Origin of the sequence: Buchnera aphidicola (Stegophylla sp.), assembly GCF_005080785.1 — a bacterium.
Lineage (GTDB): Bacteria > Pseudomonadota > Gammaproteobacteria > Enterobacterales > Enterobacteriaceae > Buchnera_L > Buchnera_L aphidicola_AQ.
Genome location: NZ_CP032998.1, coordinates 1 through 20,954, shown reverse-complemented (window position 1 = coordinate 20,954; position 20,954 = coordinate 1). Strand labels below are relative to the sequence as shown.

The following is a 20,954-nucleotide window of genomic DNA, read 5'->3' as shown; positions in this document are numbered from 1 at the left end:
CAATAACAGATAAAATAAATAATTAGATATGAAAAAAATTCGGATTATTTCTGGATATCTTAAAGGCCAAATAATAAAAACAATTAATCATAGACATTTTAAACCCACTATACATCGTATAAGAGAAACATTATTTAATTGGTTAATTTCAAAAATTAAAAAATCATATTGTTTAGATTGTTTTTCTGGGAGTGGGGCATTAGGAATTGAATCTATATCACGATATGCAAAATATGTGACTTTTTTAGAAGTAAATAAAAAAATTGTTGAAAATTTAAAAAGTAATATTCAAAGATTAAAAATTCGTAATGTAAATATTATATATCAAGATGTTTTTATATGGTTAAAAAAAAATAGATTAAAATATGATATTGTTTTTTTAGATCCGCCATATCAACAAAAACAATTACAAAAAATAATTTTTTTATTAGAAAAAAAAAATATTTTTAAAAATCCAGGCTATGTATATATCGAAAGATTAAAATATCAAAACAATAATATTCAATATCCAAAAAATTGGTCTGTATTGAAACAAAAATATACTAAAACTATTATTTATGAATTATATATTGTTAATAAAAATATTGTATAGTCAATATTAAAAATAAAATAAAATATTTTAAAATACGATAAAATATACTATTATAATAAAATCATATTTTATAAAATAAAAATGAAAAATATTAAATTTCTAAATAAATTAAAAAAAATTATTCCTAATAATATTCAACCTAAATTTAAAAATGATTATGATGTATTAAAATGGAATCAAAAAAAAGGAAAACTATTTTGTCAATCAATTATTAAAAAAAATAATAAAATTAAAAAACAAAATATGTTAAAAAAATCAGGTATTCAAGCATTATACATAAATTGTTCATTTGACAATTATATCATTGAACATGAAGGTCATAAAAAAGTTATAACACTTGCTAAAAAATATGTTCAAGAATTTAACAACAATATAAATAATTTTGTATTTTCAGGTTGGCCGGGAACTGGAAAAAATCATTTAGCTTCTGCTATTGCAAATTATTTGATTAATCAGAAAAAAAGTGTATTTATTATTACTATAGCAGATTTAATGTCTAATATTAAAAAAACATTTAATCGAAAATTAAATGTAAATGATAATGAAGAAAATTTATTATATTATTTGAGTACTAGAGATTTATTAATTATTGATGAAATTGGTATACAAATAGAATCACGATATGAAAGAATGATTATTCATCAAATTGTGGATAGAAGATATTCATCCAAAAAACCTACAGGGATGTTATCTAATTTAAATTATTATGATATGATTCGTGTGTTAGGAGAAAGAGTGATGGATCGAATGTGTTTAGGAAATAATTTATGGTTAGATTTTAAATGGAACAGTTATCGAAAAAATATATCATAATTGTTAATATAAATATAATGAATTGGTATAATATAAAAATTATTTTTTTATTCTAGAATTGTATTCGCCAGTTCGAGTATCAATTTTAATCATATCTTTCACTTGAATAAATAATGGAACTTTAATAATAGCTCCAGTATTTAATTGACATAATTGAAAGTTTTTGGTATTTGTCATATAATCTGATTTATTTTGTGAAATAATACGTTTAACTTGTAATGTAACAAAATTTTTTATACTAATTGAAATAGGTTGTTCATTCCATAATGTAATAGTATATTGGTTTTGTTCTATTAACCATTTACTTTTATTTTTAACAATTGTTTTATCTAATGATAATTGATCAAAATTTTTGTCATTCATAAAATACCAAAAATTATCATCATGGTATATATATGTTAATTTAGTATCAATAATATTAGCACTGTATAAAAAATCAGTTGATCTAAATGTTTTTTCTATCAATTGGTTAGTAATTAATTTTCTTAATTTTACTCGATAAAATACTTGTCCTTTACCAGGTTTAACAAATTCTACTGATTCAATACAACATGGTTTTTTGTCAAACAATACTTTTAGTCCAGATTTAAAATTATTACTATAGTGTATTATCATAATGTATATTTATTCAATTATACATCTTAATAATTACCCTAATATAAACATAAATATATAATATTTTTTGGGTAATTATTAACAATTGAATATTATTATAAAATAATTACATCATTCCACCCATTCCTCCACCCATACCACCAACAGGTGCAGCAGAGCTTGAATCATTTTTTTCTTCTTTTGGTAAATCTGTTACCATACATTCTGTAGTAATCATTAAACCTGCAACAGAAGCAGCATATTGTAAAGCAGAACGAGTTACTTTTGTAGGATCTAAAATACCAAAATCAATCATATCGCCATATTCATCAGTAGCAGCGTTATAACCATAATTGCCTGATCCATCTTTAACATTATTTGTTACAACTGATGGTTCTTCTCCAGAATTAGATACAATTTGACGTAAAGGAGCTTCCATAGCTCTTAATGCAACTCGAATACCAACATTTTGATCTTCGTTTTGTCCAACAATATTAGAAATTTTTTCTGCTACTCGAATTAATGCTACTCCTCCTCCTGCAACTACACCTTCCTCTACAGCTGCACGTGTAGCATGTAATGCATCTTCAACACGAGCTTTTTTTTCTTTCATTTCTACTTCTGTAGCTGCTCCAACTTTTAGTACTGCTACACCTCCAGATAATTTTGCTAAACGTTCATTTAATTTTTCTTTATCATAATCTGAAGTTGATTCTTTTATTTGTTGTCGGATTTGATTTATTCTAGATTTAATCTCTTTTTTATTACCAGATCCGTCAATAATAGTAGTTGTATCTTTTGTAATTACTACACGTTTTGATTGACCTAAATCAGCTAAAGTAGATTTTTCTAATTCCATTGCTAATTCTTCAGAAATAACAGTTCCGGAAGTTAATATTGCAATATCTTGTAACATTTCTTTTCTTCGATCACCAAAACCAGGAGCTTTTACAGAAGCAACTTTAACTATACCTCTCATAGAATTAACAACTAATGTAGCTAATGCTTCTCCTTCTAAATCTTCTGCAATAATTAATAAAGGTTTATTAGATTTAGCAACAGCTTCTAAAATTGGTAATAATTCACGAATATTTGATATTTTTTTATCAACCATTAAAATATATGGATTGTCCAGTTCTACAATACCAGTTTCAGATTTGTTAATAAAATAAGGTGAAAGATATCCTCGATCAAATTGCATACCTTTTACTACTTCTAATTCATCTTGTAAGCCAGTTCCTTCTTCAACTGTAATAACACCATCATTACCTACTTTTTCCATAGCTTCTGCAATTAAATTACCAACTGTTTCATCTGCATTTGCTGAAATAGTACCAACTTGAGTAATTGCTTTCGGATCCGAACATGGAACAGACATATTTTTTAATTCTTGTACAGCATGTATAACAGCTTTATCAATACCTCGTTTTAAATCCATAGGGTTCATGCCTGCAGCAACTGCTTTTAATCCTTCATTTACTATTGACTGTGCTAGTAAAGTAGCAGTAGTTGTACCATCTCCAGCTACATCATTTGCTTTAGAAGCTACTTCTTTTACCATTTGAGCACCCATATTTTCAAATTTATCTTCTAATTCTATTTCTCTTGCTACTGATACACCATCTTTAGTGATACTAGGAGCTCCAAAAGATTTATCTAAGATTACATTTCTACCTTTTGGCCCCAAAGTAACTTTTACTGCATCAGCTAATACATTTACCCCTTGAAGCATTTTAACTCTAGCTTCATTACCAAATTTTACATCTTTAGCGGCCATTGAATTTTCCTTTTATGTTTATTATTTTAAAAGATTTTTATTCTTCAACAATTGCTAAAATGTCACTTTCAGATAAAATTAATACTTCTTCATTATTGATTTTTTCTGTCTTAGCACCGTACCCTTCATTGAAAATAACAGTATCACCAATTTTTACATCTAATGCTTTAATTTTTCCATTATCTAAAACACGACCATTACCTACTGCTATAATTTTTCCTCGAGTTGATTTTCCTGCAGCAGAACCAGTTAGAACAATACCGCCAGCCGATTTTAATTCAACTTCTTGTTTTTTAATAAGAACTCGATCGTGCAATGGACGAATTTTCATGAAATTACACTCCTAAATTTGCTTTTAAAAATTTATTGTTCCGATTGTTTATATAAAATTTATTAAATAATCTTTACAAATTAAAATATTTTCAGATATATATTATATTTTAATAATTATATATATATATTTTTTTTTTTTCAATAGTCAATGATACATTTCAAATAAAAATAAAATAAATTTAATTTTTATTAGTAATAAAAATGAAGATAATAAAATTATTGACATAACTTTCATTTTAATGGTTTAATTAAATTTAGTTTATACTGTGCCCGAATAGCTCAGTTGGTAGAGCAGGGGACTGAAAATCCCCGTGTCGGTGGTTCAATTCCGCCTTCGGGCATAAATATATTAATATAATATAAATTTATTTTATTTCCCAATACAAAAATTTGAAAAAATGGAATTTAAAATTTTCTCTGATGTTACACAACCTGTAATTTGGTTAAAATAATTTTGGATTATTCTTAAATCATCTGCTAATAATTCAATATTATTCAATTGTTTCCATGTTATTTTACAATTTTGAATTCTTTTTTTGATTTTTTTTAAAATTTTTAAATGACGATATCGTGCTGAAAATATTGGTTCAGCATAATAATAAATATTTGGATCTATAGCTTGTTCTTGCAGATGTTGTTTTAATAATTCCATTCCTTCTCCAGTTTTAGCAGAAAGATAAATTTTTGATTGTTTAATTTGATAGTGTTTTTTCATAAACAATTTTTTATTTAATAAATCTATTTTATTAAACAATATTGTTATTCTGGTTTTATTAGGAAATTTAGAAATAAGATTTAAAAATTTTTGATATGATTTTTCGAAATCAATTGTGCTATCTAAAACATATAAAATATGGTCAGATAATTTTATTTGTTCCCAAGTTTTATTAATACCTAATATTTCTATTTTATTATTTGTTGGTCGTATACCTGCAGTATCTGTAATTTGAAAAAGAATACCGCCAATATCAATATTTTCATGTATTAAATCACGCGTAGTACCTTTGATATCTGTTACTATTGCTACATTATTTAGTAATAATGCATTAAATATACTAGATTTTCCTGAATTAGGTTCTCCAATAATAACAATTTTTATACCTTCTTTTAAAATATTTCCGGAAGAAGCGATATTGTTAATAATATTGATATACTTTACGATGTTATTTAATTGTTTATTAATTTTTTTTTCAGATATATAAATATTATTTTCGGGAAAATTAATTATTGTTTCAATGAGAACTCGTAATTTAGTAACATTTTGTATTAATGTATTAATTTTTTTTGAAAATAATCCTTCTAATGATCTTAAAGAAGATTTTACACTTGCTTCAGAATTAGCATGAATTAAATCCATAATAGATTCAGCTTGAATTAAATCTATTTTACCATTTAAGAAAGCACGTTGTGAAAATTCTCCTGGATTAGCTAATCGTACATGATCAATATTGGTAATTGTTTTAATTAATAATTCTAAAATTATTGGATTACCATGTCCTTGTAATTCTAATATGTCTTCTCCTGTATACGAATTAGGTGCAGAAAACCATAGTGCAATACCTTTATCTATAATTGTATTTGTATCATCAAAAAAAGGTAAATATTGTGCGTATCTTTCACGAGGTATTTTTTTTAATATTTTATATGCAATATCTTTTGATTTTGAACCTGATATCTTTAATATTCCTACACCAGATCGTCCGTAAGGCGTAGATTGTGCTACTATAGTATCATGAAAAACCATATATTATACTTATATATTTAACTATTTATTTATTATTGTATTATAGTTAGTACATACATTATTGATATTTATTATTTTTTTATATAATATTTATTCATTATAATTTGTTGTATTATAGTTATTATATTACTCATAATATAATATAATACTAAACCAGAAGGAAACCATAAAAAGAATAATATAAATATTAATGAAATAAAATGTGTTTTATTAATATTAGTAAAATTCATTTTATTATTAGGTGTAGTATTTTGAATTAAAAACATAGTTATACCCATAAAAATAGGCAAAATATATAATGGATCTTTATCAGATAAATCATGAATCCAAAACATAGAAGTATGTCTTAATTCTACTGAATTAGATAACGTATAATAAAGTGCTAAAAAAAATGGCATTTGTATTAATATAGAAAAAACATTTCCCAATGGATTAATAGATTTATTTTTATATAAATTTAATATTTCTTGACTTAATTGAGTTTTATCATTTTGAAATTTTTTCTGTAAATATTGTATTTTAGGTTCTAAAACTTTCATTTTTATCATTGATGAATATTGTGATTTTGTTAATGGATATATTATTGCTCGAATTAAAATTGTCATGAGCATAATAGCATATCCCCAATTTTTAATGAAATTATGTAATGTATTAAGAATGTAAAAAAATGGTTGCGATAAAAACCATAACCAACCATAATCAACTGTATAATTTAAATAAGGTGCAACATATGACATTTTATCTTGTATTTTTGGTCCAATCCACAAAGTATTTTGAATAATATATTTTTCTCCAGATAAAATATCAATATTTGGAGATTGATATCCAACAGTTTCTTTATGATGATGATGATCATAATATGTATAAATAATATTTTTTTCATGAGTATAAAAAATCCAAGAAATTGAAAAATATTTTTGAAATGTTGAAATCCAACCAGACTTAGATAATAAATATAAATCTTTATTATTTTTAATATCATGAAATGAATATCTACTATATTTTTGATAATCATAAGAATATGCTATATTTTCAAAAGATTCAATAGATTGTATTTTATTATTTAAATGATCATTATTTAACTGAAAATTTGAATTATATTGTAATTCTCCTATAATAGAAAACTTCAATAATAATTGACCAAAGTTAATAATTTTATATTTAATATCAACATCATATGAATGCGCTTTAAAAATAAAAGTTTTTAACAAAAATACTCCATTTTTTAACATACATTGAAGAGGTACATATAATGTTTTTTGTCCATTTACTAATTTATAATAAATACGATTAGATATATAATTCAAATCATTTGTAATATTTAAATGATATGGAGAATAATTTTGAAATAATTCGTTTTGCACACATGAATCAAAATACTGTTTGTGTAATATTTTTATTTTTTTAAAGGAATTTATTTTTTTTTGATAATCCAATAACTTAATTTTTTTTATATTTCCATTATTTAAATTAATTATTAAATCTATAACATCTGTTTTAACATAAATATTTTTTTTTTTTTCTTTTTTTTGTTCTTGATTGGGTATATTGTTTATATTATGAGACAATATATTTTTTTTTAATTGTATATTATGTATCTTAACATATAATCCTTTCCAAACTAAAAATAAAAATAATAAGAATAAAAAAATTAAAAAATTGCGTTGTAAGAAATTCATGATGTTTCTCTTATATTTAATTATTTATTATAACACATTTAAAGTATATAAATATTAATAATTTATTTTTTAGACGACAAAATGTTTAATAATTTTTGAAAATATTAAATATATTTATAATAACGAAACCATAAATATTTCATTATTGTTTGCAAATTTTGTTTGTAATAAAAAATAATGTTTGATTTTATTATTATAATAAAATCTAACGGTAATAAATAGTGTTGTTGAAATCGAAAATGTTCTTTAATAATTCTTTTAATGTGATTTCGTTGGTAAGAATATTTGGAAAATTTTTTAGATATAATTATTCCCATTCTGGGAAAATCATATCGGTTATAACGATTACATATGATTATTTCCCAATGTGTAATTTGATTTGATTTTTGAAAAACATAATTAAAATCATAAGTATTTAATAAGCGTAACTTTCTTGGAAATAATAATTTATGACATAGTTTCATTATTCAGAAGAAACAGTTAATCGAGTACGTAATTTTTTTCTACGACGTGATAAAATATGACGACCGTTTTTTGTTTTCATACGTATTCGAAAACCATGTACACGATTTCGTTTTAAACGTGAAGGTTGAAAAGTACGTTTCATAAAATTTTGCCTATTATTGTTTGAAAATATTTTTTTTATTATAAAAATAACACAAATAATTTATTTATAAAATAGTATTTTTATATATTCTATTTAAATGCAATTTAATGTTTTAAAAATTTTTATATAAATAAATTAATTTTAATATACATTGTAACTATTTGAATATAATATTATTTTAAATATTTTATTATTATTAGTATCGTTGTATATTTAACAAAATTAACATGTTATATATTTTGTATAAATATATAATGTTTTTAATAATTGATATATCATCAATTATTTAAATAATTTTTGTATTGATTATAAAACTATTTATTACATATGTTATGATTTGTTATATTTGACATGAATGAATTATAATTTTTTATATTGTGGATACACGATATATTATATTTAATATATCATTATTTTATTTAAAAAATTTTAATTTAATTTTAATTTATTTTATATTAATATGAATCTTATTATAAAAAGAAATAATATATTAAAACCTTTACAAAAATTAAATAGTTTAATATCTGTAAATCATGAAAATATTAATATTAATAATGTTTTATTTAAATTTAAAAAAGATTGTTTATTTTTAATTAGTACCAATTTAGAGATCGAATTAATTGTTCAGATTTTTTGTATTAAAATTTGTAAATTTGAAAGTATTAGTGTATGTAGTAAAAAAATATTACATATTGTTCGTAGTTTTCCAATAGATTCTGAGATTTGTTTTATTATATGTAATAAAAATATGAAAATAATATGTAAAAATATTTATTTTCTATTGTCTGTATTACCAGGAAAAAATTTTCCGAAATTTAAAAAAAAAAAATTTAAAAACAGTATTATTATATCACAAAAAAAATTTAAGGATATCATTTATAATACACAATTTTCTATGGCTAAACAAGATGTTCGACATTATTTAAATGGAATGTATTTTGAAATAAATCAAAATAAAATGTTTTTAGTTTCGACTGATGGATATCGAATATCTGTATCTAGTATATTAATTCATGATATTTCTCCATCATTATATTATTCTATTATAATACCTCGAAAAACTATTATGGAATTAACAAAATTATTAAATGATATTAATATAACATTAAGTATCAATATTGGAAGTGGAATAATTCAGTTTTATATAAATGAATATATACTTTCAAGTAAATTAATTGATAATAATTTTCCAGATTATAAAAGTTTGTTAATAAAAAATTTTGATACAAAAATACAAATTAATCGTATGGAATTAAAACAATCATTAAATCGTGCGTCTATTCTTACGCATAACAAATTTCCTGGTGTAACGTTACAAATTAGTTCTGAAAAATGTATTGTAATTGCATGTAATGAACAAGATGAACAAGTAAAAGAAGAATTATTAATAAATTATTTTGGCCCAAGAATAGAATTAACAATGAATATTCATTATATATTAGAAGTTATTAATGTTGTTAAGAATGATTTTATTACAATATTATTAAATCATTCTATGTCTGGTATTTATATTAAAGATAATCAAGAATTTTACTCTATTTATATTATTATGCCATTAATACTATAGAATTAATTTATTAATATATATAAATAGAATATATTTAAGGAAAATTAATGTTTAATGTTTATAATTCATCTAGTATCAAAATTTTAAAAGGATTAGACGCAGTCCGAAAACGACCAGGTATGTATATTGGGAATACAGATGATGGTAGTGGATTACATCATATGGTATTTGAAATAGTAGATAACGCTATTGATGAAGCTTTGTCTGGATATTGTAAAAAAATTCAAGTAACTATTCATTCTGATCACTCTGTATCTGTACAAGATGATGGACGAGGTATTCCCGTTGATGAACATAATGAAGAAAAAATATCAGCTGCAGAAGTAATTTTAACTATGTTACATTCTGGAAGTAAATTTGATAGTAATACATATAAAATATCTGGTGGTTTGCATGGAGTTGGTCTTTCTGTAGTGAATGCATTATCAGAAAAATTGCAATTAACAATATATCGTGATCAGAAAATATATCAACAAATTTATTCAAATGGAAAATCTATTAGTTCTTTAAATATTATTGGTAAAACGAAAAAAACGGGAACCAAAATTCGTTTTTGGCCTAGTTATCAAATTTTTACACATAATGTAGATTTTAAGTTTGATATACTTTCTAAAAGATTACAAGAATTATCTTTTTTAAATCCTAAAATTAATATTTCTATAAAAGATCTTTCGAGCAATTTATATGAAAAATATCATTATAAAGGTGGAATAAAAGCATTCATTAAATTATTAAGTAAAAATAAAACTTCTATTCATCCTCAAATGATATATTGCAATACTATTAAAAATAATATTTCCGTAGAAATTGTTATGCGATGGAATAATTCATTTTCAGAAAATATTTATTGTTTTACAAATAATATTCCTCAAAAGGATGGAGGAACACATTTGTCTAGTTTTAGAACTGCTGTGACAAGAACATTGAACAATTATATTAATAAAGAATATAGTAAAAAAGATAAAATTCACACTACTGGAGAAGATATTCGGGAAGGGTTAATTTCGATTATATCAATAAAATTTCCTCATCCTCGATTTTCTTCACAAACAAAAGAAAAATTGGTATCTTCTGAAGTAAAACCAGTTATAGAATCTATTATAGCAGAACATCTATTAGAATTTCTTTTAGAAAACCCCCAAGATGCAAAAATTATTATTAATAAAATTATGCATGCGGCTAAAATTCGAGAAGCTTCAAAAAAAATAAGAGAAATTAGTAAAAAAAAAGGATTATTGGATTTAACTGGATTACCTGGAAAATTATCCGATTGTCAGGAAAAAAATCCAAAATTATCAGAAATTTATTTAGTTGAAGGTGATTCAGCAGGAGGATCCGCAAAACAAGGTAGAAATCGTCAAAATCAAGCAATTCTTCCATTAAAAGGAAAAATATTAAATGTAGAAAAAGCACGATTTGAAAAAATGATTTCATCTAAAGAAATAGGAACCATTATTACAGCTTTAGGTTGTGGAATAGGTAAATCTGAATATAATCCTGACAAATTGAGGTATCATAGTATTATTATTATGACTGATGCAGATATTGATGGTTCACATATTCGTACATTACTTTTAACTTTTTTTTATCGTCACATGCCTGAAATTATTGAACGAGGGCATATTTATATTGCAAAACCTCCACTGTATAAAATTCAAAACGGTAAACAAGAAATATATGTTCATAATCATGAAGAAATGTATCAAGTACAATTACAAATAGCTTTAGAAAAAATTACATTAATTCATAATAATATACATCAACAAAAAATAAATTCTTATAAATTTAAAAATATTATTTTAAGATATCAAAAAATACAAAATTTTTTAAAACAAAATACATATAATTTTTCTAATAAAATTATATATGCATTAATGAATCAATCAATTTTAAAAAAAATAAATAATAAAAAAAGTGTATACAATTGGTTAAATAACATAATTATTTTTTTAAATGAAAAATCAAATTATATTCAATATTCTGGAACCATTAAAGAAGATCTAACACGACAAATATTTGAACCAATTATATTAAAATATGATAAATTAAATAAAAAAAAATCTATATATTATTTGAAAGAAACATTATTACATAGCCGTGAATATTATGAAATTAAAAAAATTCAAATAGAATGGAATAATTTAATTAATCAAAATGATTACCTTTTAAAAGAAAATAAAAAAATACCTATACAAGATTTACAATCTACTTTGAAATGGTTATTACGCGAATCACAAAAAGAAATACATATACAACGTTATAAAGGTTTAGGGGAAATGAATCCTAAACAATTATGGCAAACTACTATGAATCCACAAACTAGAAATATATTACAAGTAACTATTAAAGATGTTGTTTCAACACACAAAATGTTTCATACTTTAATGAGTGATTTAGTAGAACCAAGGAGAAATTTTATCGAACAAAATGCTTTGAAAGTAAAAAATATTGATATTTAAATCGAAATATATTTTATATTATAACCTTGATTTATATCGGCAGGGTGTAATTTATGATTTTTATAATTTTACCCGCCTAATATAAAATATATTTTAATATTATTTTGCATTCATTATATTAATTGTTTTTAATTTTAATATATTTTTTTTTAATTTTGTTTTTAAATCAATATTTTTTTGATATGAATTACACATCACAAGATTTTTTTCTATAATTTTTTTTTTTTTTAATATTTTTTTTTTGTTCAATTGAGATCCTAAAATAGCTTGTTCGGATAATATATTAATAATATTTGGTTGTACTTCTAAAATACCTTGGGAAAGATAAACATATATTTTTTTTTCTTCTTTTGTTACAATAGTTAATGGTCCATATTGAATGGTGGCTAATAATGGAGTATGACCAGAATAAATATTTAGTTCTCCGATAGTACTTGTAAGATGAATTTTTTTAATATATCCTGAAAATAAGTAATTTTTCATATTAACTACATTTAAATAACAATTCATATTTACCTATATATGTTTTACAATATATTTAATTTTTACAATTTTTTTTGATTTTTTATTACGTCTTCTATTGATCCAACCATATAAAAATATTGTTCTGATATATGGTCAAATTCTCCTTCTATAATACCTTTAAAACCTCGAATATTATCTTTAAGCGTAACATATTTACCTGGAAATCCTGTAAATATTTCAGCAACAAAAAATGGTTGAGATAAAAATTTTTGTATTTTCCTAGCACGTGAAACTAATAGTTTATCATTTTCAGATAATTCATCCATTCCTAAGATTGCGATAATATCTTTTAATTCTTGATATCGTTGTAAAATAGATTGTACATTTCGAGCTGTATCATAATGTTCTTGACCAATTAAATCTATATCTAATTGACGACTAGTAGAATTTAAAGGATCTACTGCTGGGTAAATACCTAAGGATGCAATATGACGACTCAATGTAATAGTAGCATCTAAATGTGCAAATGTTGTTGCTGGAGCGGGATCTGTTAAATCATCTGCAGGTACATAAACAGCTTGTATTGATGTAATAGAACCTTTTTTCGTTGACGTAATACGTTCTTGTAGTATTCCCATTTCTTCAGATAATGTTGGTTGATACCCTACTGCTGAAGGCATACGACCAAGCAAAGCCGAAACTTCTGTTCCAGCTAATATGTATCGATATATATTATCAATAAATAATAATACATCACGGCCTTCATCTCGAAATTTCTCTGCTATTGTTAAACCTGTAAAAGCTACTCTTAATCTATTACCTGGTGGTTCATTCATTTGACCATATATTAAAGATACTTTATCTAAAACATTTGAAGCATGCATTTCATTGTAAAAGTCATTTCCTTCCCGGATTCTTTCACCCACGCCTGTAAAAACTGAATATCCTGAATGTTTTATAGCAATATTACGAATTAGTTCCATCATGTTAACTGTTTTTCCAACTCCTGCTCCTCCAAATAGCCCTACTTTTCCTCCTTTTATAAAAGGACATATTAAATCAATTACTTTAATTCCAGTTTCTAAAATTTCTTTTGAACTTGATTGTTCTTCATATTTTGGTGCTTCTCTATGAATTTCCCAATATTCTATATCTTTTCCATTATCATTTTTTATAGGACCTTTCATATCAATAGGTTGACCTAATACATTAATAATTCTTCCTAATGTCGATTTACCTACAGGAGTTTTAATATAATGTCCTAAATTAATTACTGATAATCCTCGTTTTAAACCATGGGATGATCCCATAACAATAGTACGAACAATACCGGATCCTAATTGTTGTTGTACTTCTAAAATTATTTTTTCTTGATGATTTTTCACTTCCAAAGCATGATATATTTTTGGAATGTATTTTTGTGAAAATTCAACATCTACTATAGCACCAATAATTTGAATAATTTTTCCAGTTGTCATATTCATTTCCTAATTTATTTATGAATTTTCTGAAATCATGGATGCTCCTGAAATAATTTCAATTAGTTCTTGAGTAATATTAAATTGACGTTTTTTGTTATAATTCACTTGTAATTCTTTAATGATATTATTGCTATTATCAGATGCAGTTTTCATAGCTAACATTCGTGCGGATTGTTCACTAACTATATTAGATAAAAGATATTGAAATATTTGAAATGTAATATATTTATTTAACAATACTTTTATAACACATGTATATTTTGGTTCATATAAATAATCCCAATAATTTTTATATAAAATATTTTGTGTTTTTTTTATCGTATTGTAAGGAAATAATTGTTGATAATTTAATGTATGTGAAATTTCATTATTAAATTTATTACTAATAATAAATAATTTATCAATTTTATTTTTTTTACATTTTTTTAAAATATTTTTTACAAAATTTTTTATTTTTGATTTTTTAATATTATCAGTTAATTCTAATATTTTTACTATATTTGGAAATTTTAAACGCTGAAAGAACAACAATCCTTTTAAACCTATAATATATAAATGATATTGAATATGAGAATATGAATTTTTTTTTATTATTTTATTCACCATTTTAAAAATATTAGCATTCAAATTACCACATAATCCTTTATTTGTAGAAATAATTATAATACCAATATTTTTTATTATTTTTTTAGATTGAAAAAAAAAATGCTTATATTTAATATTGCTTTGCGCTACATGTTCCATAATTGTATTAATAACTTTTGAATATGGCTGAATAAATAATAATTCTTTTTTTAATTTTTTCATTTTAGAAATAGCAATCATTTCCATAGTACGTGTTATTTTTTGAGTATTTGATATACTATTTATTTTAATTTTTAAATTTTTTATACTAATCATTTAATACCTGTTTAATTCATAAAAATTGAAATATTATAATTTTATTTCATTATATTTTTTAAAAAATTTTGTAATATTTTTTTTTAATTGATCTTGTATCTTTTTATCGTATTGGCCAGTAGTATTGATTATTTTAATAAGTTTAGAATATTTTTTATGAAAATATTTTAATATTAATGTTTCAAAATTAAAAATTTTCTTTATATCAATATTATTAATAAATTCATATTCTATCGTAAATAAAATAATTGCTTGTTCCGCAATTGATAAAGGATTATTTTGTTTTTGTTTTAAAATTTCAGTAATTTTTTGTCCATAATCTAATTGTTTTCGAGTATTATCATCTAAATCAGAAGAAAATTGTGAAAATGATTCTAATTCACGATATTGTGCTAAAGCAGTTCTAATTTTTCCAGATAGTTTTTTAATAATTTTTGTTTGTGCGGCACTACCAACACGTGAAACAGATATTCCAGGATTTATAGCGGGTCTAATACCAATATTAAATAAATTAGATTCTAAAAAAATTTGACCATCAGTAATTGAAATCACATTAGTAGGTATGAATGAAGATACATCTCCCATTTGTGTTTCAATAATAGGTAAAGCTGTTAATGATCCTGTCTTATCTTTAATTTTTCCTTGACTTCGTGTATAAACACTTAAAGAATTAATACGAGCAGCTCGTTCTAATAATCTTGAATGTAAATAAAATATATCTCCAGGAAATGCTTCTCTTCCAGGAGGTCGTTTAAGTAATAATGAGATTTGACGGTATGAAATAGCATGTTTTGATAAATCATCATATACAATTAAAGCATTTTCTCCTAGATCTCGAAAATATTCACCCATAGTACATCCAGAATATGGAGCTAAATATTGCATGACTGGTGATTCAGAAGCAGAAGCAACTACTATAATAGTATTCGATAATGCATCATGCTCTTCAATTTTTTTAACTACATTTAATATTGTTGATTGTTTTTGACCTATTGCAACATAAATACAAAATACACCAGAATTTTTTTGATTAATAATTGTATCAATTGCAATAGTTGTTTTTCCTGTCTGACGATCTCCAATAATTAATTCTCGTTGTCCTTTTCCAATAGGTATCATGGCATCGATAGCTTTATAACCAGTATGTATGGGTTCAGAAATAGATTGTCGTTCTATAACTCCAGGAGCTTCTTGATCAATAGGTAAAAATTTATTACTAATAATTTTTCCTTTTCCATCAATAGGTTTTCCAAGAGTATTAACAACACGTCCTAATAAATTTGATCCTACAGGTATTTCAAGAATACGTCCTGTAGAATATACACGCATACCTTCAACTATATTTAAATATGATCCCATGACTACTGCACTAATCGAATCTCTTTCTAAGTTTAATGCTAACGCATATTGATTATCTGTTATTAATATCATTTCTCCAAACATAACGTTTGTAATACCATAAATCCGTATAATTCCATCATTCACAGAAATAATTATACCTTCATGATTTATTTTTGTTAATATATTAAATGTAGAAATACGTTGTTTAATAATTTCACTAATTTCAATAGAATTTAATTGCATTGATTATTTTTCTCTTTAAGATAATAAATAATTAGATAATTGATTTAAATAATTCATACTACAGATATCAGCGACAATATTATTAGATTTTAAAATTATTCCATTTAATATGGATTGGTTTTTTTTTAATGTTAAAACAATTGTTTTATTTATTTTTTTTGTTAATTGTTTTTGAATATATTGTATTTTATTGTTATGAAGTTGAAATGGTGTTATAATTTCAATGTTAATGATGTTATAATAATCATTATAAAATTGTATAAAATATATAAAAATATTCTTTAATATTTTTAATCTTTTATTAATTATTAGTAATTTAATTAAATTTTTAGAATATGTATCTATATTTTGATTATAAATAATGAGAAAAATTTTTAATATAATATGAGATGGATAAATATCGCAAATAAACTCTTTCATTTCTTGACATTCACAAATATTTAAAAATAATTTTATTTTTTCTTTCCAAATTTTTAGAGATTTATTTTGTATTGCAAAATCAAATATTGCTTTCGCATAAAGACGAGCAATTTTTATATCTTTAAACACAAATTATTTCTCCCACATATAATAATTATAATTTTTTAATTAATTGGTTAATTAAATGAATATTGTTTTTTTCATTAGCGGAAGATTTAATAATTTTTTCTGCTATTTGAATTGCTAAAAAACTAATTTGATTAATTAATTCATGTTTTGCTTGTTCTTTTTGAATAGTAATTTCATTATTCATTTGTAACAAAATTTTTTTTTTTTCTTTTTCTGCTTGTAATTTTGCCTCTTCTAAAATGACTAATTTAGTGTAATTAGCTTGTTTGATAATTGAATGAGCTTCTTGTTGAGTTTGATAAATTATATTATTTTTTTTTTTTTGTAATAACTCCAAATCTTTTTTAGATTTTTTTATGTTTGATAATGATTGAATAATTTCTTGTTCTCGTATTGCAATAGTATTCATGATTTTTGGCCAAATAAATTTCATACAAAACAAAATAAATAATATGAATGAAATCGATTGTCCGATAATAGTTGCATTTAAATCCATGATTGTTTACCTTAACGAAAATATATGTTTCTAAATATGTTATAAATTTTATATTATCCGGAAAAAGAAAAAATTATATATAATGATAATCCTACTGCAATCATTGGTATAGCATCAACTAAACCCATAACTATAAAAAACTGTGTACGTAGTATAGGAATTAAATCAGGTTGTCTAGCTGCACCTTCTAAAAATTTCCCCCCCAAAATACCGATACCAATTGATGCTCCAATAGCGGCTAATCCAATCATAATAGAAGCAGCAAAATAGAGTATGTCTGTATTTATACTTTCCATAAATATTCCTTATTAAATATATTTAATGTTTTTTAGAAGCCATTGATAAATATACAATGGTTAAAACCATAAAAATAAATGATTGTAATAAAATAACTAAAATATGAAAAATAGCCCACGGAACACTTAATACCCATTGTGCCCACCATGGTAATAATCCAGAAATTAAAATAAATACCATTTCTCCAGCATACATATTACCAAATAATCGTAGTGATAGTGAAATTGGTTTAGATAATAATGATATTATTTCAAGTATAAAGTTTAAAATAAAAAATATTATATGATTAAAAGGATTGAAAGTTAATTCTTTTATAAAACCAATAGTACCTTTAATTTTTAAATTATAAAAAATAATTAAAATAAAAACTATTATAGATATAGAAATAGTAATATTAATATCAGCAGATGGAACAATTTTAAAATTGGGTATGCCAAAGAATATTTTTAACAAATATGGTATAAAATCTATTGGAATTAAATCCATAAAATTCATTAAAAAAATCCAAATAAAAATTGTCATAGATAAAGGAGCAATTAATATACTGTTTCTAGAATACATATCTTGAACATTTTTATTTATAAAATTTATTATAAGTTCAGTAAAAATTTGTAATTTTTTTGGTTTATAAACAGACGAAAAATAAGATATATTATAGAAAAATAATAAAAATATTATTCCTAAAATAAGTGAAAAAAGTATTGAATCAAAATTTAATACCCAAAATGTATTTGGAGTATAATGAATATTAACTAATTTTAAAGTACGTAAATCAATTTGTAAATGATGTAAATGATGACTAATATAATTTTCAGAATTAAATATTTTTTCTAAAATCATAAGGTAATACCTGAATTAATCAAAATATATAATACTTAATATATAATAAAATTATAAGATTATTTCGTATATAATATATAATACATAAATATTGATAATATACAATAAAAATAATATGTTATCGAATAAAGTATACAATTATCTATGTACACTGGAAACGTGTTTCTGTAAATAAATTAATAAAATAGATATTGCCGCTGGCGTCATACCTTCAATTCGTATTGCTTGTCCAATAGAAAAAGGTTTATAAACATTTAATTTCATAGCTACTTCACGTGATAGTCCAATAATATTGTTATAATTTAAATTCAATGGTAAAAAAGTATTTTCATATTTTATATGTTTTATAATTTCTTTTTTTTGACGTAAAATATAACCATGATATTTAATTTGTATAACTACCTCATTAAAAGCATGAATATTATTTTTTTTATTATATAAAATATTAGATTTATATAAATTTTGAAATGTTATTTCTGGTCTTTTTAATAATTCTTTTCCAGTTATTTCTTTTTTTAATACTATATTAAAAATATTATTGAGTTCTGATGCATTTTTAGAATTAGGATAAATTATTATATTTTTTAAACGTGTCTTCTCTTTTTTAATATCTTCTATCTTCTTGTTATATATATTCCATCTTTTTTGATTAATTAATCCAAAATTAAAAGCAATTTTTGTTAATCTTAAATCAGCATTATCTTCACGTAAAAGTAATCGATATTCAGATCTAGCTGTAAACATACGATATGGTTCTTTTATACCTTTAGTACATAAATCATCAACTAAAACACCCAAATAAGCTTGATCTCTTGTAGGATACCATCCATTTTGTCCAGATATATATAAGCCAGCATTTAATCCTGCTAATAAACCTTGAGCGGCTGCTTCTTCATAACCAGTAGTGCCATTAATTTGACCAGCAAAAAATAATCCATTAATAAATTTACTTTCTAAAGTAGGTTTTAAACCTCTTGGATCAAAAAAATCATATTCTACAGCATATCCTGGTCTAAGAATTTTTGCATATTTAAATCCTTTAATAGACGCAATAAGTTTTTGTTGTATTTGAATGGGTAAACTAGTTGAAATACCATTAGGATAAGCTTCAATACATGATAATCCTTCTGGTTCTATAAAAATCTGATGTTTTTTTCGATTGGGGAAACGAATAATTTTATCTTCAATGGAAGGACAATATCGAGGACCTGTACTTTGAATTAAACCAGAATATATAGAACTTTTTTGAATATTTTTACGAATAATATCGTGTGTATGTTCATTGGTATGAGTAATATAACAAGATATTTGACGAGGATGCTGTGATATATTACCAATAAAAGAAAATATTGGTTCAGGTATATCACCTTTCTGTTCTAATAGTTCATGAAAATCAATAGTACGTATATCTATTCTGGGAGGTGTACCAGTTTTTAACCTGTTGATTTTTAATGGTAATTCTCGTAATTTACGTGCTAAATTAATAGATGATTGATCACCAATACGACCACCAATATAACTTTCTGAGCCTAAAAAAATTTTTCCTCCTAAAAAAGTTCCAGTTGTTAAAATCACTGATTTTGTATAAAATTGAGATTTATTTTGTGTTTTTACTCCTATAATATGATTATTTTTAATAATTAAGTCATTGGCTTCTTCTTCTAATATAATTAATTTTTTTTGATGTAATAATTTATTAGTAATAAATTTTTGATATAACATTCTATCAATTTGTACTCGCATAGAACGAACTGCAGGACCTTTAGATAAATTTAATGTACGAAATTGAATTCCACAATGGTCTGCAGCAGTAGCCATAATACCACCTAATGCATCAATTTCTTTTACTAAATGACTTTTTCCAATTCCTCCAATCGCAGGATTACATGATAAACAACCTAAGTTTTTAATTTTTTGTGTTAATAATATTGTTTTATAACCCATACGTGATGTAGTTAATGCTGCTTCAGTACCTGCATGGCCTCCTCCAATAATAACAACATCAAAATAATTATTGTAACAATACATGTTAATATCCTTAAATTTTTATATATTATATTATAAAATATATTAAAATTGTTTATATATTATGACAATTGTGTTGTAAGTAATTAACAATATAACTATTTGAATATTACGATATAAATCGTAATATAATTATAATAAATGATTAAAAA

21 protein-coding genes, 1 tRNA gene and 1 pseudogene are annotated in these 20,954 nt (G+C 23.1%); 6 read left to right on the top strand and 17 right to left on the bottom strand.

Annotation, left to right across the window (positions count from 1 at the left end; translation table 11 throughout):
* Nucleotides 1-28 precede the first annotated feature (28 nt).
* Nucleotides 29-592 (top strand): 16S rRNA (guanine(966)-N(2))-methyltransferase RsmD, encoded by a 564-nt coding sequence (rsmD, locus tag D9V79_RS00105; RefSeq protein WP_158351511.1) that lies wholly within the window; start codon nucleotides 29-31, stop codon nucleotides 590-592.
* A gap of 81 nt (nucleotides 593-673) precedes the next feature.
* Entirely contained in the window at nucleotides 674-1,405 is a 732-nt protein-coding gene (locus tag D9V79_RS00100) for an ATP-binding protein (protein WP_158351509.1), read from the top strand.
* A 39-nt stretch (nucleotides 1,406-1,444) separates the two neighbouring features.
* Here the strand turns inward: D9V79_RS00100 and efp are convergent, their stop codons facing one another.
* The 3 genes from efp to D9V79_RS00085 form a co-directional block, all read right to left on the bottom strand.
* Nucleotides 1,445-2,020, bottom strand: a complete 576-nt coding sequence (gene efp / locus D9V79_RS00095; protein ID WP_158351506.1) for an elongation factor P — start codon at nucleotides 2,018-2,020, stop codon at nucleotides 1,445-1,447.
* A gap of 106 nt (nucleotides 2,021-2,126) precedes the next feature.
* Nucleotides 2,127-3,776 carry a chaperonin GroEL gene (gene groL, locus D9V79_RS00090; RefSeq protein ID WP_158351504.1) on the bottom strand — a complete coding sequence of 550 codons (1,650 nt, stop codon included), beginning with the start codon at nucleotides 3,774-3,776 and terminating at the stop codon, nucleotides 2,127-2,129.
* Nucleotides 3,777-3,813: 37 nt separating this feature from the next.
* Nucleotides 3,814-4,107: a co-chaperone GroES gene (locus tag D9V79_RS00085; protein WP_158351502.1), complete on the bottom strand. Its 294-nt coding sequence runs from the start codon at nucleotides 4,105-4,107 to the stop codon at nucleotides 3,814-3,816.
* A 270-nt stretch (nucleotides 4,108-4,377) separates the two neighbouring features.
* Between D9V79_RS00085 and D9V79_RS00080 the strand changes: the two genes are divergently transcribed.
* Nucleotides 4,378-4,450 (top strand) — tRNA-Phe (locus tag D9V79_RS00080).
* A 29-nt stretch (nucleotides 4,451-4,479) separates the two neighbouring features.
* Here the strand turns inward: D9V79_RS00080 and mnmE are convergent.
* The 3 genes and pseudogenes from mnmE to yidC (D9V79_RS01965) form a co-directional block, all read right to left on the bottom strand.
* Complete coding sequence (gene mnmE / locus D9V79_RS00075) at nucleotides 4,480-5,853, bottom strand: tRNA uridine-5-carboxymethylaminomethyl(34) synthesis GTPase MnmE (RefSeq protein ID WP_158351500.1); 1,374 nt, start codon at nucleotides 5,851-5,853, stop codon at nucleotides 4,480-4,482.
* Between the two features lie 71 nt (nucleotides 5,854-5,924).
* Entirely contained in the window at nucleotides 5,925-6,488 is a 564-nt protein-coding gene (yidC, locus tag D9V79_RS01970) for a membrane protein insertase YidC (RefSeq protein WP_410051754.1), read from the bottom strand.
* A gap of 9 nt (nucleotides 6,489-6,497) precedes the next feature.
* Nucleotides 6,498-7,508 (bottom strand): annotated as a pseudogene (gene yidC, locus D9V79_RS01965) (membrane protein insertase YidC); the annotation flags it as partial.
* On the opposite strand from yidC (D9V79_RS01965), the gene D9V79_RS01960 reads away from it, so the two are divergent.
* The gene (locus tag D9V79_RS01960; RefSeq protein ID WP_410051753.1) at nucleotides 7,441-7,590 is read left to right on the top strand and encodes a hypothetical protein; all 150 of its coding nucleotides are present in this window, start codon (nucleotides 7,441-7,443) and stop codon (nucleotides 7,588-7,590) included. The pseudogene yidC (D9V79_RS01965) and the gene D9V79_RS01960 overlap by 68 nt on opposite strands.
* A 46-nt stretch (nucleotides 7,591-7,636) precedes the next feature.
* Here the strand turns inward: D9V79_RS01960 and rnpA are convergent, their stop codons facing one another.
* Nucleotides 7,637-7,996, bottom strand: coding sequence for a ribonuclease P protein component (rnpA, locus tag D9V79_RS01955; protein ID WP_158351495.1), 360 nt, complete (start codon nucleotides 7,994-7,996; stop codon nucleotides 7,637-7,639).
* Entirely contained in the window at nucleotides 7,996-8,139 is a 144-nt protein-coding gene (gene rpmH / locus D9V79_RS00060; protein ID WP_158351493.1) for a 50S ribosomal protein L34, read from the bottom strand. Before rpmH ends, rnpA begins: the two co-directional genes overlap by 1 nt.
* 460 nt (nucleotides 8,140-8,599) lie before the next feature.
* Here rpmH and dnaN point away from each other — a divergent pair, with 460 nt between their 5' ends.
* Both dnaN and gyrB read left to right on the top strand, forming a co-directional pair.
* Nucleotides 8,600-9,706: a DNA polymerase III subunit beta gene (gene dnaN / locus D9V79_RS00055; RefSeq protein WP_158351491.1), complete on the top strand. Its 1,107-nt coding sequence runs from the start codon at nucleotides 8,600-8,602 to the stop codon at nucleotides 9,704-9,706.
* 47 nt (nucleotides 9,707-9,753) lie between these two features.
* Nucleotides 9,754-12,165, top strand: coding sequence for a DNA topoisomerase (ATP-hydrolyzing) subunit B (gene gyrB / locus D9V79_RS00050; protein WP_158351489.1), 2,412 nt, complete (start codon nucleotides 9,754-9,756; stop codon nucleotides 12,163-12,165).
* A gap of 99 nt (nucleotides 12,166-12,264) precedes the next feature.
* On the opposite strand, the gene atpC is transcribed toward gyrB, so the two are convergent.
* The 9 genes from atpC to mnmG form a co-directional block, all read right to left on the bottom strand.
* Complete coding sequence (gene atpC, locus D9V79_RS00045) at nucleotides 12,265-12,675, bottom strand: ATP synthase F1 subunit epsilon (protein WP_158351487.1); 411 nt, start codon at nucleotides 12,673-12,675, stop codon at nucleotides 12,265-12,267.
* Between the two features lie 35 nt (nucleotides 12,676-12,710).
* The gene (gene atpD, locus D9V79_RS00040; RefSeq protein WP_158352149.1) at nucleotides 12,711-14,108 is read right to left on the bottom strand and encodes a F0F1 ATP synthase subunit beta; all 1,398 of its coding nucleotides are present in this window, start codon (nucleotides 14,106-14,108) and stop codon (nucleotides 12,711-12,713) included.
* Nucleotides 14,109-14,126: 18 nt separating this feature from the next.
* On the bottom strand, nucleotides 14,127-15,011 hold the full coding sequence (gene atpG, locus D9V79_RS00035) for an ATP synthase F1 subunit gamma (protein ID WP_158351485.1): 885 nt from the start codon (nucleotides 15,009-15,011) through the stop codon (nucleotides 14,127-14,129).
* Between the two features lie 33 nt (nucleotides 15,012-15,044).
* A complete protein-coding gene (atpA, locus tag D9V79_RS00030) occupies nucleotides 15,045-16,595 on the bottom strand; it encodes a F0F1 ATP synthase subunit alpha (RefSeq protein WP_158351483.1) in 1,551 nt (516 codons plus the stop codon).
* 15 nt (nucleotides 16,596-16,610) lie between these two features.
* The gene (atpH, locus tag D9V79_RS00025; protein ID WP_158351481.1) at nucleotides 16,611-17,144 is read right to left on the bottom strand and encodes an ATP synthase F1 subunit delta; all 534 of its coding nucleotides are present in this window, start codon (nucleotides 17,142-17,144) and stop codon (nucleotides 16,611-16,613) included.
* 25 nt (nucleotides 17,145-17,169) lie between these two features.
* Nucleotides 17,170-17,640, bottom strand: coding sequence for a F0F1 ATP synthase subunit B (locus D9V79_RS00020; protein WP_158351479.1), 471 nt, complete (start codon nucleotides 17,638-17,640; stop codon nucleotides 17,170-17,172).
* A gap of 53 nt (nucleotides 17,641-17,693) precedes the next feature.
* The gene (atpE, locus tag D9V79_RS00015) at nucleotides 17,694-17,936 is read right to left on the bottom strand and encodes a F0F1 ATP synthase subunit C (protein WP_158351477.1); all 243 of its coding nucleotides are present in this window, start codon (nucleotides 17,934-17,936) and stop codon (nucleotides 17,694-17,696) included.
* A 22-nt stretch (nucleotides 17,937-17,958) separates the two neighbouring features.
* Nucleotides 17,959-18,777 (bottom strand): F0F1 ATP synthase subunit A, encoded by an 819-nt coding sequence (gene atpB / locus D9V79_RS00010; RefSeq protein WP_158351475.1) that lies wholly within the window; start codon nucleotides 18,775-18,777, stop codon nucleotides 17,959-17,961.
* A 138-nt stretch (nucleotides 18,778-18,915) separates the two neighbouring features.
* The gene (gene mnmG / locus D9V79_RS00005; protein WP_158351473.1) at nucleotides 18,916-20,805 is read right to left on the bottom strand and encodes a tRNA uridine-5-carboxymethylaminomethyl(34) synthesis enzyme MnmG; all 1,890 of its coding nucleotides are present in this window, start codon (nucleotides 20,803-20,805) and stop codon (nucleotides 18,916-18,918) included.
* Nucleotides 20,806-20,954: the final 149 nt, after the last annotated feature.